The sequence below is a fragment of the Solibacillus sp. FSL K6-1554 genome (assembly GCF_038005185.1).
In the GTDB taxonomy this organism is placed as follows: Bacteria; Bacillota; Bacilli; order Bacillales_A; family Planococcaceae; genus Solibacillus; species Solibacillus silvestris.
This window is the reverse complement of sequence record NZ_JBBOSS010000001.1, coordinates 2,859,069-2,873,960: the sequence shown is the minus strand read 5'-3', so window position 1 is coordinate 2,873,960 and position 14,892 is coordinate 2,859,069. Positions and strand designations below refer to the sequence as shown.

The window sequence follows — 14,892 nt, the reverse complement described above, 5'->3', positions numbered from 1 at the left end:
GGATGACGGGTGACTGTATATCCGCAAGTACGGACAAGTGCCGATTTATTGAAAAGTACAATTCGTATAGATGAGCTCATCCCTTTTTTACATCATCAAAAGGCAAAAAGCTGTGCAATTGTTAATACGAAATTGTACGGACTTTTGCCTTTTTGGTTTGAAATGAAAAGGGCAGGTATTCATCCGGTAGTAGGCTTGACAATTCAGCTTGAATTGACAGAAGAACAATCATTACCGCTTGTTTTATATGCAAAAACAAATGAAGGATATCGTAATTTATTGAAAATTTCCAGCAGTATCGCCATTCGTCCGGAGCAAACAATTCCGTTACGATGGCTGCTTGCATATGGCAAAGGAATTGCTTTTATGATTCCCGCGCTCGAACAACAGGCAATATGGTTACAGCAAATGGCAGAGCCAGTATTGGCAGAATTCATGAAGGCTTATCCGGATGAAGTGTATATCGGGATTTCCCGTTTATCCGACACATCTAGTTTGGAGAGTTCGGCAGTCCAGCTCGCTGAAAAAAATGCACTCCCAATTGTTGCTACACATGAAAGTCTGTTTTTCAATGAAGAGGACTTCTTTGCCTATGAAGTGGCACAAGCCATTCATACCGGTGTAAAACTGAATGATGCTGTTCAGAGTAATAAACAGGAAAATCATTTACTGACAGCCGAACAATGGCAGCAAAAATTTCATGATCAGCAACAATGGCTCGTACAATCGGAAAATTTATTATTAAGCTGTCAAATTGAACTAAACACAAATAATGTTTATATGCCGAAGTTTCCGGTTGGAGAAGGGGAGACGGCGGAAAACTTGCTGCAGCAGCAAGTAATGACTGGTTTACAGCGACGTTTAAATACGAATACATTGCCTGGTCATTATGTTGAACGGATGAACTATGAGCTTCATGTTATTCAGTCGATGGGCTACTCAGATTATTTTCTGATTGTTGCCGATTTTATGCAGTTTGCTCGTGAAGCCCAAATATTAACAGGTCCTGGCCGTGGTTCTTCCGCATCTTCTCTTGTTGCATTTGCACTCGAGATTACACAGGTAGATCCATTGCAATACGATTTGCTGTTTGAACGTTTTTTAAATCCGGAACGTATTACATTGCCGGATATCGATATCGACTTTTTAGATACGAGACGGCATGAAGTCATTCAGTATGTGGCGAAAAAATACGGCAAACAATATGTCGCGCAAATTATTACGTTCGGTACATTATCAGCCAAGGCGGTTGCCCGGGATGTAGCTCGTATGTTCAATTTTGAAAGTGAAGCATTGGAAATGATTTCAAAGCTTATTCCAAATAAACCTGGCATTACATTGAAGGAAGCATATGCAATGTCGGAAAACTTGAGAGCATGGATTACAGCGGAGCCTATCCGTCAAAAGTGGTTTCAAACATCTCTGCGATTGGAAGGTCTTCCAAGGAATGCGTCAACACACGCAGCGGGGGTTGTATTGAGTCCTGTTCCATTAGTCGATGTCGTGCCAATTGAAGAAGGACATGACGGGATATTTTTAACACAGTGGCCTATGCAAGAAGTGGAGCAAAACGGGCTGTTGAAAATTGACTTTTTAGGGCTCCGAAATTTAACGATTTTAGAGCAAATCCGGAAATCGATTCAGTTTACCCATAATAGACAAATTAATTTTAATCACATTCCGCTCAATGATGAAAAAACATTTGAGCTTTTACAAAATGGCGACACTAATGGCATTTTCCAGCTTGAGTCGGACGGTATGAAAAATGCACTACGTGAAATTAAACCGACCCACTTTTTAGATATTGTTGCGGTCAATGCATTGTATCGACCGGGCCCAATGGAATTTATCCCGATGTACGCAAGAAGAAAGCATAAAAAAGAGCAGGTAATTATGCCTCATCCGCATTTAACACCGATTTTGGAAGAGACATACGGCGTTATTATTTATCAGGAACAAATTATGCGAATTGCAAATGTGATGGCTGGCTTTTCTTTTGGACAGGCTGATTTGCTGCGTCGTGCTGTGAGTAAAAAGAAACGTGACGTGTTGGAGCAGCAGCGAGCTTCTTTCGTAAAAGGAGCCTTAACAAAAGGCTATACACAGCAGGCAGCCGAAGAAGTATATGCATTAATTGTTCGTTTTGCTGATTATGGTTTTCCGAAAAGCCATGCCGTTGCCTATAGTGTTATTTCTTATCAAATGGCGTACTTAAAAGCCAATTATCCTGTGAATTTTTATGCTGCCCTTTTGACAAATGCAACAGGCAACCCGGACAAGCTTGCCCAAATTTTAATGGAGGCAAAAGCAAAGGGAATCGAAATTTTACCACCATCGATTAATCGAAGTATGCGTCACTTTAAAGTGGAAAGCGGGAAAATCCGATTTAGTTTGTCAGCCATTAGAGGTGTACCACAGCCTTTTATGCAAAAACTGTTACTTGCACGTGAAGAAAGACAAAAGCCGTTTGATTCTATTTTTGATTTGGCGGTGACGTTGACGACAGCAAATTTCAACAGGAAAATTATCGAACCGCTCATTAAAGCAGGTGCACTTGATGAATTCGGGAAAGATCGTGCCACACTACTTGCCACTATTGAAGGCGCGCAAAAACAGGCTGATTTTGTACGTCCAGGCGGGGATGACTTGTTTGAAGGGGCATTACTGGCATTTGGCAAACCGAAATATAGTGAAACATCGCCAATACCGGAAAAAATTAAGCTGCAATACGAAAAGGATGTGCTCGGTTTTTATTTATCGGACCATCCAATTGTAAAATTACGAAGTCAATTCCCTGAAGTAACTGCAACTGTTCAAACATTGGCGCAACTTAAAGACAATGCATTTGTAAAAATAATCGGTCAAGTCAGGGAAATGCGCCAGCTCCGCACAAAGCGCGGTGAATTGATGGCATTTGTACAAATGGAAGATGAGTATGGAACAGTATCCTTAACCTTGTTCCCGAAAGAATATGAACAAGTTGTCGGGAAAATCCGAGAAGAAGGATTGCTTTATATAGAGGGCTTTTACGAGCACCGATTTAATAAACAACAAATAAAAGTTAAACAGATTATTATAAAATAAATAGCAATAAAGAGCGCTTTCTAATAGCTTTAGAGGCGCTCTTTTTATATGGGTTCAGCTAAATTTATCGAAAAAACGGAAATCTAGTTATATATTCGCAAATTTTATTATATATAAAATATAAGTTTTACATTTTCTCTTTACAATGAGAAAAACATTTTGTATTCTTACTTTAGTAACTGGTCTGACCACTTTTGTTAATAATAATGGAATGCGTAGGACACGGTGAGGTGAAAAATTTGGAAGATAAGCCCGCAAAAAAGATGTTTATTCAAATTGTTAAGCAATTACACGATTTAATTGAAGAACAAAATATTCAGGAAGGGCAAAAGCTTCCTTCAGAAAGAATGTTAAGCGAGCAGCTACAAGTGGGAAGGTCTTCGGTTCGGGAAGCATTACGCAGTCTGGAGTTACTTGGCTTGATCGAAACAAGGCATGGCGGTGGTACATATTTGTCAAGTATGCAACACCATCAGTTTGTTGAAATTGTCAGCTCTTTTATATTACAGGACGAAAAATCGATCGCGGATGTGCATGCAACAAGACAAATGCACGAAAAAGAAGCGATCCGAATTATTTGCCAGTCTGACAATTTAAGGGCACTGCCGATTTGGGAGAGCTTTTTTGTAAAGGTAGAACTTGGGCAGGAGTTAAAACGAGAAGACATACTTCGTGAGTGTATGATCGTTTCAGGGAACCGCCTCGCATTAAAAATTTGGCTCCAGCTTCTTTCTTTCAGCAATAATCTATCGGCAAATGAAATTACAGAAGAAGAGAAAATGGAATTAAAAATACTGCTTGCTTCATTGCAAATGGGATATATACAAGAAGCAATTGATTCATATGAAAAATGGATGATCATTATTAAAGAATGATTACGTCAATATAAAGGGGGATTACGATGGCAATTCGTGATTTATTTACAATTAGTCGTAAAAAAAATACTGATAATATTACTAGAAAAGAAGATGAAAAATCCTTTCCAGAAGGCATCGTGACAAAATGTCCAAAATGTAAAACCATTCATGTCACAAAAGAACTCGAAAAAAACTTAAAAGTATGCGCGAAATGTCAGCATCATTTTACTTTGACAGCCAATGAAAGAATCGCCTGTTTTTTAGATGAAGGTTCGTTTGTATCAATGGACGATCATCTTCAAACAACAAATCCGTTAAACTTCCCTGCATATGTGGAAAAAGTGGAAGCGGATATTAAGAAAACAGGGTTAAACGAAGCTGTATTAACAGGTGTAGGTGCATTAAAAGGGATGCAGGTTGTTGTAGCGGTAATGGATTCGCATTTCCGTATGGGGTCTATGGGATCAGTTGTTGGTGAAAAAATTACACGCGCTGTAGAAAAGGCGACAGAGCTGAAAGTGCCGTTTATTATCTATACGGCAAGTGGCGGTGCACGTATGCAAGAAGGCGTATTATCATTAATGCAAATGGCAAAAACGAGTGTGGCTCTAAAACGCCATAGCGAGGAAGGCCTACTATATATTTCAATTTTGACGCATCCGACTACAGGTGGTGTATCAGCTAGTTTTGCATCGATCGGTGATTATAATATTGCAGAGCCTCAAAGTCTGATAGGGTTTGCGGGGCGTCGTGTAATAGAACAAACGGTACGTGAAAAGTTACCGGATGATTTCCAGACAGCAGAATTTTTATTAGATCATGGACAGCTTGATGCAATTTTTAACCGAACAGAAATGCGCGACAAAATTGCAACAATTGTTAAATTGCATGTACAAGGAGGCGTATCGCATGTCTAAATTAATGGCATTTGAAGAACCGGTTGTAAAACTTCGTGAAAAAATTGTAGAGTTAAAAACAATTGCCACGGAAGCAGATGTCGATATGACAGGGGAAATTGAAAAGTTGGAAACTCGCTTGGAGGAACTTGAAAAAAGCGTATATGCCAATATGGAACCTTGGCACCGTGTACAAGTAGCCCGTCATGCTGATCGTCCGACGACACTGGAATATATTGAACGAATTTTTGAAGATTTTATCGAAGTGCATGGGGATCGTACATTTAAAGATGATGCAGCAATTGTTGGCGGAATTGCATCGTTTAATGGTCAACCCATTACGATTATTGGACACCAGCGCGGAAAAACGACAAAGGAAAATATTCGCCGGAATTTTGGTATGCCTCATCCTGAAGGTTACCGCAAGGCGTTACGTTTAATGAAACAGGCAGAAAAATTCAAACGCCCAATTATTTGCTTTATAGATACGAAAGGTGCATATCCGGGCAAAGCAGCCGAGGAACGTGGCCAAAGTGAAGCGATTGCGCGTAATTTGTTTGAAATGGCCGGTATTCGGGTACCGATCATTAGTATTGTAATTGGTGAAGGTGGAAGCGGCGGTGCACTTGCACTTGGAGTGGCAAATAAAATTTTGATGCTTGAGAATTCAACGTATTCCGTAATTTCTCCAGAAGGAGCTGCATCAATTTTATGGAAAGATGCAAGCTATGCGAAAGAGGCTGCTGAAGCGATGAAAATAACAGCACTTGATTTAAAGGAGCTTAAAGTAATTGATGGAATTATTCCGGAAGTTGCCGGCGGTGCCCATAAGGATGTTGAGCAGCAGGCGATCTTTATGAAAGAATATCTTACAAACATTCTTAATGACCTAAATAAAGAGAGTGCAGATCAATTAGTTGAAAATCGTTATATGAAATTTAAAAATATTGGACAATATATAGAACAATAAGGTTGTTTTATAACAGTATTGTACTACGAAGAATGCGTGTGAGCGCATTCTTCATTTTTTTCAAAAGCATTTCAATTTGTTTTCTAGAATAGTTACATATGAGCGTGTTTTCTGTTAATGTGGATAGTAACAGCGTAATAGGAGGAAAAGGTCGTATGAAGAAGATTGCGGTTTTAACGAGTGGTGGAGACGCACCTGGAATGAATGCTGTTATTCGTGCAGTCGTTCGTAAAGCGCGTTTTCATAATGTTGATGTTGTCGGTGTATATCATGGTTATGAAGGACTCTATAATGGGAACTTTGAACTTTTAGATATTGGTTCTGTTGGCGATATTATTCAAAGAGGCGGAACGAAACTGTATTCAGCACGTTTCCCTGAATTTAAGCAGGATGATATACAATATAGAGCAATCGAACGCATGAAAGAAGAGGGAATCGAAGGTTTAGTCGTCATTGGCGGAGATGGTACTTATCGTGGAGCAATGCAATTAACTGATAAAGGATTCCCGTGTGTGGGTATTCCGGGTACAATCGACAATGATGTACCCGGTACAGAATATACGATTGGCTTTGATACAGCACTGAATACAGTCGTTGAATCGATCGATAAAATCCGAGATACGGCAACAAGTCATGAAAATACGTTTGTTATTGAAGTAATGGGCCGCGACGCAGGAGACATTGCTCTTTGGGCAGGTTTGGCAGCTGGTGCAGAATCGATTTTAATACCGGAAGAGGCGTATGATCTGGATGATATTGTTACACGTCTTGAGCGTGGAGTAGCTCGTGGAAAGCGCCACAGTATTATTATTGTAGCTGAAGGTGTAATGAATGGTCATAAACTGGCGAACCTTTTAGAAGAACGCACAGGGATTAAAATTCGGACATCGGTATTAGGTCATATACAACGAGGAGGGTCTCCATCGGCTCGGGACCGCGTTTTAGCAGGAAGATTTGGTGCAAGAGCGGTAGAGCTATTGTTGGAAAACAAAGGTGGTAGAGCAGTTGGCGTGAAAAATCACGCTATAATCGATTATGATTTAAGAAAAGCATTTGAAACTAAGCACCAGGCAGATTTAAGTTTGTATACATTATCAAAAGAGCTTTCAATTTAAAGTGCATAAAAACGGAGATGACAAAACTATGAGAAAAACTAAAATTGTTTGTACTATTGGACCGGCTAGTGAATCACCAGAAATGTTAGAAAAGTTAATTGAGGCAGGGATGAATGTTGCCCGTTTAAACTTCTCACACGGAAATCATGAGGAACATGCGAATCGTATTGCTGCAATTCGTGATGCAGCAGAACGCATGAAAAAACCGGTTGGAATTTTATTGGACACAAAAGGACCTGAAATCAGAACACACTCAATGGAAAACGGTGAGTTGCATTTAGTAACAGGACAAGTAATCGATATTTCGATGACAGAAGTTTTAGGAAATGAATCACGTTTCTCCATCACATATGATCAGCTGATTGAAGACGTAGATCAAAACGATATAATTTTATTGGATGACGGCTTAATCGAATTGCGTGTACTTGCGAAAGACAGCGAGCAAGGCTTAATTCATACAATCGTTGAAAACGCCGGTATTTTAAAAAATAAAAAAGGTGTGAATGTACCGGGTGTTTCTGTGAAATTACCGGGTATTACTGACAAAGATGCAGCGGATATTTTATTCGGTATTGAGCAAGGGATCGATTTCATCGCGGCTTCATTTGTTCGTACTGCAAAGGATGTACTCGAAATTCGAGAGCTGCTGGAACAAAATAACGGCAGCCACATTCAAATTATCCCTAAAATTGAAAACCAAGAAGGCGTTGACAACATTGATGAAATCATTGAAGTTTCAGACGGTTTAATGGTGGCACGTGGTGACTTAGGTGTAGAGATTCCTGCAGAAGAAGTACCATTAGTACAAAAATCATTAATCCGAAAATGTAACCAAGTCGGCAAGCCTGTTATTACAGCTACACAAATGCTTGACTCCATGCAGCGCAATCCACGTCCAACTCGTGCAGAAGCATCAGACGTTGCAAACGCAATTATGGATGGCACAGATGCAATCATGCTTTCAGGAGAAACAGCAGCTGGTCTTTATCCGGTAGAGTCTGTAGCTACAATGAACAAAATTGCGATTCGTACGGAAAACGCATTGGATTACCGAGCAATTGTATCAAAACGAAGCCGTGAAAAAGAAGCAAATATGACAGAAGCTATTTCACAGGCGGTTGCCTATACTTCAATTAATCTTGGTGTTAAAGCAGTATTAGCTCCAACCGAAAGCGGAAATACTGCAAGAATGATTGCAAAATATCGACCAGGTGTATCAATTATCGCAGTTACAAGTCAGCCTAATGTTGCACAGAAATTGACATTAGTATGGGGCGTTAAACCAATTTTAACGCAGCGTGTTACTACAACGGATGAGATTTTAGAGTTATCAGTTGATGAAGCGCTAAAACATGAATTTGTCAGCCATGGTGATGTAGTTGTTATTACTGCAGGTCTTCCAGTTGGCGAAGCAGGTACAACGAACTTAATGAAAGTACATGTCATCGGTGACTTATTGGCACGTGGACAAGGTATTGGTAAACTGTCAGTTGTTGGTAATGCAATCATCGCCAACAATGCAGCCGAAGCGTTGGCTTACGACACAGAAGGAGCAATTATTGTAACAGTAGGCTCTGACCGTGAAATGATGCCGGCAATTGAAAAATGCGCAGGTATTATTACGGAAGAAGGCGGGCTAACATCCCACGCGGCTGTAGTCGGCCTAAGCTTAGGAATTCCTGTTATTGTCGGTGTAAAAGAAGCAACTACTTTAATTCAGCACGGACAGGAAATTACAATGGATGCTGAAACTGGTGTTATTTATAAAGGACATGCCAGCGTTCTTTAAGATTAGTAAGTGAAAAATTTAATTTAGTACAGCAAAACCACCATTTTTATTAAAAAAATGGTGGTTTGTTTTTGCTATAACGCTTATTGAAACTTTTTCTGCGCTGTTTCGTATAAAATAGAAGAAGAGGAGGTTCATAAATGAAAAAGATATTATTTGGATTACTGGCACTAGTATTTGCTGAAATTGCGGTATTTATCGTAATTGGAAATGCAATCGGTGTTTTCTATACATTGTTATTAATTATTTTCACATCCATAGCAGGACTGCTAATTGCCAAAAAACGTGGGACAAAATCTATACAGGATATTCAAAAGAGTATGCAGCAAGGTCAGCCTCCTGCAGTACCGGTCATTGAGACATTTATGATTTTTGTTGGCGGTGTACTTTTGGCGGTACCTGGCTTTATTACGGATATTCTCGGAATATTATTTGTTTCAGGAATTACGCGAAATCTGTTTAAACCGGTCATCTTCTACTATTTACGTAAAAAGATGAAAAGAGGCCAAGTCGTTATTTTGCAAAAATAGCATGTTGTTTTACCTTAATGGCAATCATCAGTAAGATTGGACTAAGGATGATTCCGTAAAAACCAAATAGTAAAACTGAGGCAGCGCTGATTAGAAATGTGTGGATCATACGTAAATGCAACGTATGTGACCAGAGCATGGATTCAGTTAGCTGCCTTATCATTTGTACCATAAAGTACAGAACTAATATGGCAATACCTATCATCGGTTCGTCTACAATAAAATAGTAAATAGAAACTGGAATAAGGAAAATGCCGATTCCTAAAAAAGGCAGGCAATCTGCAAAGGCAATTAAAAAAGCTTTAATTACAAATGCTTCAAACTTTAAAAAATAAAATCCAATACATAGCAGGATAAACGTCAGTGTAAACAATTGCATTTCCACAACGATAAAGCGGCCGATAAGCTCCATACCTTTTTGGAAGTAGCGTGCCCATGTAGTGCGATAAGCTTTCGGTATGTAAGCAAAAAACCATAATCGGTTTTTATAGCTCTCCATCAGTGCGAAGTAGAATGTGACAATGAAAATAAAAAACTCAAATATAGATTGAAAACTATTTTTTATAAAATTGATTGTGTAAAACAGCAAGTCCCTTATAAAACTTTGGAGCTTCTCAACAATAAACGGAAGAAGCGGATGTTTCATATAGGTGCTATCCAAAGATAAGAGTGTTGACTGCAGCTGAGGGAGAATGGTGATAAAGCTATGAATAATCAGCATGATCACAGAGACGACAACCGAGAATAAAAATACCGAAAGTATAATGACAACGAGAAAGAATGGTAGTTTAAATTGCTGTTTGAAAAAGAGGAAGACGGGAAACAGTAAGTAAGCGAAAAATAGACCGAAAATAATAGGAGGAATGAAGTAAAAAAGGATAAAATAAAGTAGAAGAACGATAATGTTCCTACTTTTTACTAGCCATTGGTTTGTTTTATTTGTATAATCCATTTATCTCACTCCTAATTAATACCTTTATTAACTCATTACAAATTATAAATTCTCTTTTTTGCGTGAATTCTATCACATATGTGATTTTTTCCTAAAATCCTACTAATTCATTCACAAAGCCGTCAAAATTGATTATAATGAAATTTGTAAGCGATTTACTTATAGGTTCAATTGAGCAGAACGATATGAGTGTGCGACTTTTTAATAGAGTAAAAAGAAAGCACTTACAAAATTAATTTACTAAGTGAAGGAGCGATTTTTTATGTCAGCAACAAAAGGTTTAGAAGGTATCGTAGCAGCAGAATCGAAAATTTCTTCAATTATCGATGATACACTTACATATGTAGGGTATGGCATCGACGACCTAACTAACAATGCGACTTTTGAAGAAGTAGTATTCTTGTTATGGAACACGCGTTTACCAAACGCTGAAGAATTAGCTAACTTAAAAGAAGAATTAGCTAAAAATATGGAAATTCCAGCGGCAATCACAGATTTATTCAAATCTATGCCTTTAAACACAGTGCACCCAATGGCAGCACTACGTACAGCGGTATCAATGTTAGGTGCATTTGACGAAGAAGCAGATGTTATGGAAGCTGAAGCAAACTATCGTAAAGCGATCCGTTTACAAGCAAAAATTGGTACAGTAGTAACTACTTTTGCACGTGTACGTCAAGGTAAAGAACCAGTTGCTCCAAAACCAGAATTAGGTTATGCAGCAAACTTCTTATATATGCTGAAAGGTGAAGAACCAGCAGCAATCGAAATTGAAGCATTCGATAAAGCGTTAATCTTACACGCTGACCATGAATTAAACGCTTCTACATTTACTGCACGTGTATGTGTTGCGACATTATCAGATGTATACTCTGGTGTAACTTCTGCAATCGGCGCATTAAAAGGCCCATTACACGGTGGTGCTAACGAGCAAGTTATGAAAATGTTAACTGAAATCGGATCAATTGATAAAGTTGAATCTTGGGTTCAGAACAAATTAGATAACAAAGAAAAAATCATGGGCTTCGGTCACCGCGTATACCGCAAAGGCGACCCACGTGCACCTCACTTACGTGTAATGTCTGAAAAGCTTACTAAATTAACAGGCAAACCAGAATTATACGATATGTCAGTGAAAATCCATGACATGATTGTTGAGCAAAAGAAATTACCTGCAAACGTAGACTTCTTCTCAGCATCAGTATATGATTCTTTAGGTATCGAGCATGACTTATTCACACCAATCTTCGCAGTATCTCGTACTTCAGGTTGGGTAGCGCACATTTTAGAACAGTATGCAAACAACCGTCTAATTCGTCCACGTGCGGAGTATGTTGGTCCAGATATGCAAAAATACGTTCCAATTAACGAGCGCTAATTAAAAAAGTATGTTAAAATATCTGGGACTGTGATTTGACACAGTCCTAGATTTATGATTATTAGGAGGCAAATTTCCAATGACTAACAAAATCGTAGTAGAGAATGGTAAATTAAACGTTCCAAACAATCCTGTTATTCCTTTCATCGAGGGTGACGGTATCGGTCCAGATATCTGGGCTGCAGCATCTCGCGTAATTGACGCAGCTGTAGAAAAAGCTTATAACGGTGAAAAGAAAATCGAATGGTTAGAAGTATTAGCAGGTGAAAAAGCATTCAACAAAACGGGTGAATGGTTACCAGCTGAAACTTTAGAAAAAATCAACGAATACTTAATCGCTATTAAAGGTCCTTTAACAACTCCAATCGGCGGCGGTATCCGCTCTCTAAACGTAGCATTACGTCAAGAGTTGGATTTATATGTTTGCTTACGTCCAGTACGTCACTTTGACGGTGTTCCTTCACCAGTTAAACGTCCAGAAGATGTTGACATGGTAATCTTCCGTGAAAACACTGAAGATATCTATGCTGGTATCGAGTACAAAGCTGGTTCTGACGAGCAAAAGAAATTATTAAACTTCTTACAAAACGAATTAGGCGTTAACAAAATTCGCTTCCCAGAAACTTCTGGATTAGGTATTAAACCAGTATCTAAAGAAGGTACTGAACGTTTAGTACGTTCTGCAATCGAGTACGCTATTTCACACAACCGTCCTTCAGTAACTTTAGTACACAAAGGTAACATCATGAAATTCACTGAAGGTGGATTCAAACAATGGGGTTACGATGTGGCTGAAGCTGAATTTGGCGACAAAGTATTCACTTGGAACCAATACGATGCAATCAAAGCTGAGCAAGGCGAAGCTGCTGCAAACGAAGCACAATCTAAAGCTGTTGCAGAAGGCAAAATCATCGTAAAAGATTCTATTGCTGATATCTTCTTACAACAAATCTTAACTCGTCCTAACGAGTTCGACGTAGTAGCAACTATGAACTTAAATGGTGACTACATCTCTGACGCATTAGCTGCTCAAGTTGGTGGTATCGGTATCGCTCCAGGTGCTAACATTAACTACTTAACTGGTCACGCTATTTTCGAAGCTACTCACGGTACTGCACCTAAGTATGCTGGTCAAGATAAAGTAAACCCATCTTCAGTATTATTATCAGGCGTATTAATGCTTGAGCATTTAGGATGGCAAGAAGCTGCAGACTTAATTACAAATTCAGTAGAGAAAACAATCTCTTCTAAATATGTAACTTATGACTTCGCACGTTTAATGGACGGCGCTACAGAAGTTAAATGTTCTGAATTCGCTACAAAATTAATCGAAAACTTCTAATCAAAAGTTTTAAACATTTGCCTATATATGTGAAATTATGAACAAATTGTTTAGTAATGAATAATATAGTTATATAATTTTACACAATTGGAAATAGTTTACTTTGAGATTTGAAATAATTAATAGTAAAAAAAGGGAGAAAGCATTATGTTTTCTCTCTTTTTTTTATATAATTTTCATGACACAAATCTATTTACGATGAAGGAGTGGTTCTTGGTGACATTAAAACGTAAAAAAATCTCCGTTATTGGTAGTGGTTTTACAGGGGCAACCGCAGCATTTTTGGCAGCGCAAAAAGAACTAGGTGATGTTGTAATTATTGATCTTCCATCAGCAGAAAATCCTACGAAGGGAAAAGCATTGGATATGTGGGAAGCATCGCCTGTACAAGGCTTTGATTCTTATGTAAAAGGCTCTTCCGATTATGAGGATACCGCAAACTCAGATGTCGTTTTAATAACTGCGGGTGTTGCCCGGAAGCCAGGAATGAGTCGAGATGATTTAGTACAGATTAATCAAGGTGTCATGAAAGCCGTTGCATCAGAAATTGCCCGTACTTCACCTTATGCAACGATTATTGTTCTTACAAATCCAGTTGATGCGATGACCTATACAGTATTTAAAGAATCTGGTTTCCCGAAACATCGGGTAATTGGACAATCGGGTGTGTTGGATACTGCCCGTTTCCGTGCATTTATTGCCGAGGAACTGAATGTATCGGTAAAAGATATATCTGCACTTGTATTAGGAGGTCACGGTGATACAATGGTGCCTTTAATACGGTATGCTTCGGTAGGAGGCGTTCCTTTACAAAGCTTAATACCTGCACAACGTTTAGAGGAAATTGTACAGCGTACACGTGTAGGTGGTGGTGAAATCGTGAATTTATTAGGGAATGGCTCGGCTTATTATGCACCGGCTGCGGCAATGGTGGAAATGGCAGAGGCAATTATAAAGGATCAAAAACGAGTCTTACCGGCAATTGCCTATTTAGAAGGTGAATACGGTTATGAGGGGATTTATTTAGGTGTTCCGACATTATTAGGTGCTGGCGGTATCGAGAGAATATTCGAACTTGAGCTTACAGCAGATGAAAAAGCAGCGTTAGATCAATCCGCAGATGCCGTAAAAGATGTAATGAAAGCACTGAAATAAATAAAAAAGGGTTTCGGTTATTACCGAGGCCCTTTTTGGTTTTTCATTTATTGATACACGGGATTCCATTTTAATAATTTCTTCTCTAATAGTTTTGCAATGGAATCTGCAATTTTTCCTAAAATCGCATATAAAATAATCGCCAACACAACAATATCAAGTTGCATATACTCACGGGCATTCATCGACATATAGCCGATTCCCGAACTTGCTGCTACTGTTTCTGCAACAATTAAAGTAAGCCACATAATTCCTAATGAGTAGCGAATACCGACCAAAATCGATGGCATTGCACCTAAAATAATTACTTTAAAAAACAGCTTGTATTTCGAAAGATTATAAATTTTACCCATTTCGATTAACCGTGGATCAACATTGCGGATACCATGGTATGTATTGACATAAATCGGGAAAAATACGCTGATTGCAACTAAGAAAATCTTTCCTTCTTCACCCACACCAAACCAAATAATAACTAAAGGGATGAGTGCCAAATTCGGGATGTTTCGCAGCATTTGAATAGTTGTATCTAAATAACGCTGTGCAAAAGGAACAATTCCATTTAAAATACCGATGACAAAAGCGATACTGCCGCCGATTAGGAACCCAATTAAAGCACGCGTCGTACTAATTTGAAGATGATCAAACAGAACACCGGAAACAGCTTGTTCATAGCCTGCTTTTACTACATCGGAAGGGGCAGGCAAAACTGTGTTGGCCAGAATACCTGTTTTATTCGATACTTCCCATATGATAATAATTGAAATTGGGATGATCCATGGCTCAATCAAATGAATCCATTTTTTCTTCTTCATTTTTCTCAC

The 14,892-nt window shown here is 38.7% G+C and carries 12 protein-coding genes; 10 read left to right on the top strand and 2 right to left on the bottom strand.

Annotation, left to right across the window (positions count from 1 at the left end; all coding sequences use genetic code 11):
• Positions 1-9: 9 nt before the first annotated feature.
• From dnaE to MHB58_RS14240, 7 genes are all read left to right on the top strand, one after another.
• Positions 10-3,084: a DNA polymerase III subunit alpha gene (dnaE, locus tag MHB58_RS14270; RefSeq protein WP_014823115.1), complete on the top strand. Its 3,075-nt coding sequence runs from the start codon at positions 10-12 to the stop codon at positions 3,082-3,084.
• Between the two features lie 239 nt (positions 3,085-3,323).
• Positions 3,324-3,959: a FadR/GntR family transcriptional regulator gene (locus tag MHB58_RS14265; protein ID WP_014823116.1), complete on the top strand. Its 636-nt coding sequence runs from the start codon at positions 3,324-3,326 to the stop codon at positions 3,957-3,959.
• Between the two features lie 26 nt (positions 3,960-3,985).
• Positions 3,986-4,858, top strand: coding sequence for an acetyl-CoA carboxylase, carboxyltransferase subunit beta (gene accD, locus MHB58_RS14260; RefSeq protein ID WP_014823117.1), 873 nt, complete (start codon positions 3,986-3,988; stop codon positions 4,856-4,858).
• Entirely contained in the window at positions 4,851-5,807 is a 957-nt protein-coding gene (gene accA / locus MHB58_RS14255) for an acetyl-CoA carboxylase carboxyl transferase subunit alpha (protein WP_008407766.1), read from the top strand. The genes accD and accA overlap by 8 nt, the downstream gene beginning before the upstream one ends.
• A 155-nt stretch (positions 5,808-5,962) precedes the next feature.
• Positions 5,963-6,922, top strand: coding sequence for a 6-phosphofructokinase (pfkA, locus tag MHB58_RS14250; RefSeq protein WP_014823118.1), 960 nt, complete (start codon positions 5,963-5,965; stop codon positions 6,920-6,922).
• Between the two features lie 28 nt (positions 6,923-6,950).
• Positions 6,951-8,711, top strand: a complete 1,761-nt coding sequence (gene pyk, locus MHB58_RS14245) for a pyruvate kinase (RefSeq protein WP_008407762.1) — start codon at positions 6,951-6,953, stop codon at positions 8,709-8,711.
• Between the two features lie 140 nt (positions 8,712-8,851).
• Positions 8,852-9,241 carry an FxsA family protein gene (locus tag MHB58_RS14240; protein ID WP_014823120.1) on the top strand — a complete coding sequence of 130 codons (390 nt, stop codon included), beginning with the start codon at positions 8,852-8,854 and terminating at the stop codon, positions 9,239-9,241.
• Here MHB58_RS14240 and MHB58_RS14235 read toward each other — a convergent pair.
• Positions 9,225-10,193: an AI-2E family transporter gene (locus tag MHB58_RS14235; RefSeq protein ID WP_008407758.1), complete on the bottom strand. Its 969-nt coding sequence runs from the start codon at positions 10,191-10,193 to the stop codon at positions 9,225-9,227. The two genes, MHB58_RS14240 and MHB58_RS14235, sit on opposite strands and share 17 nt — an antisense overlap.
• A 262-nt stretch (positions 10,194-10,455) precedes the next feature.
• Between MHB58_RS14235 and citZ the strand changes: the two genes are divergently transcribed.
• From citZ to mdh, 3 genes are all read left to right on the top strand, one after another.
• Positions 10,456-11,571 (top strand): citrate synthase, encoded by a 1,116-nt coding sequence (citZ, locus tag MHB58_RS14230; protein WP_008407756.1) that lies wholly within the window; start codon positions 10,456-10,458, stop codon positions 11,569-11,571.
• A 79-nt stretch (positions 11,572-11,650) separates the two neighbouring features.
• Positions 11,651-12,913, top strand: a complete 1,263-nt coding sequence (gene icd / locus MHB58_RS14225; RefSeq protein WP_008407755.1) for an NADP-dependent isocitrate dehydrogenase — start codon at positions 11,651-11,653, stop codon at positions 12,911-12,913.
• A 216-nt stretch (positions 12,914-13,129) separates the two neighbouring features.
• A complete protein-coding gene (gene mdh / locus MHB58_RS14220) occupies positions 13,130-14,068 on the top strand; it encodes a malate dehydrogenase (RefSeq protein WP_340735458.1) in 939 nt (312 codons plus the stop codon).
• Between the two features lie 47 nt (positions 14,069-14,115).
• On the opposite strand, the gene MHB58_RS14215 is transcribed toward mdh, so the two are convergent.
• Positions 14,116-14,883, bottom strand: coding sequence for an ABC transporter permease subunit (locus MHB58_RS14215; protein ID WP_340735457.1), 768 nt, complete (start codon positions 14,881-14,883; stop codon positions 14,116-14,118).
• Positions 14,884-14,892 lie beyond the last annotated feature (9 nt).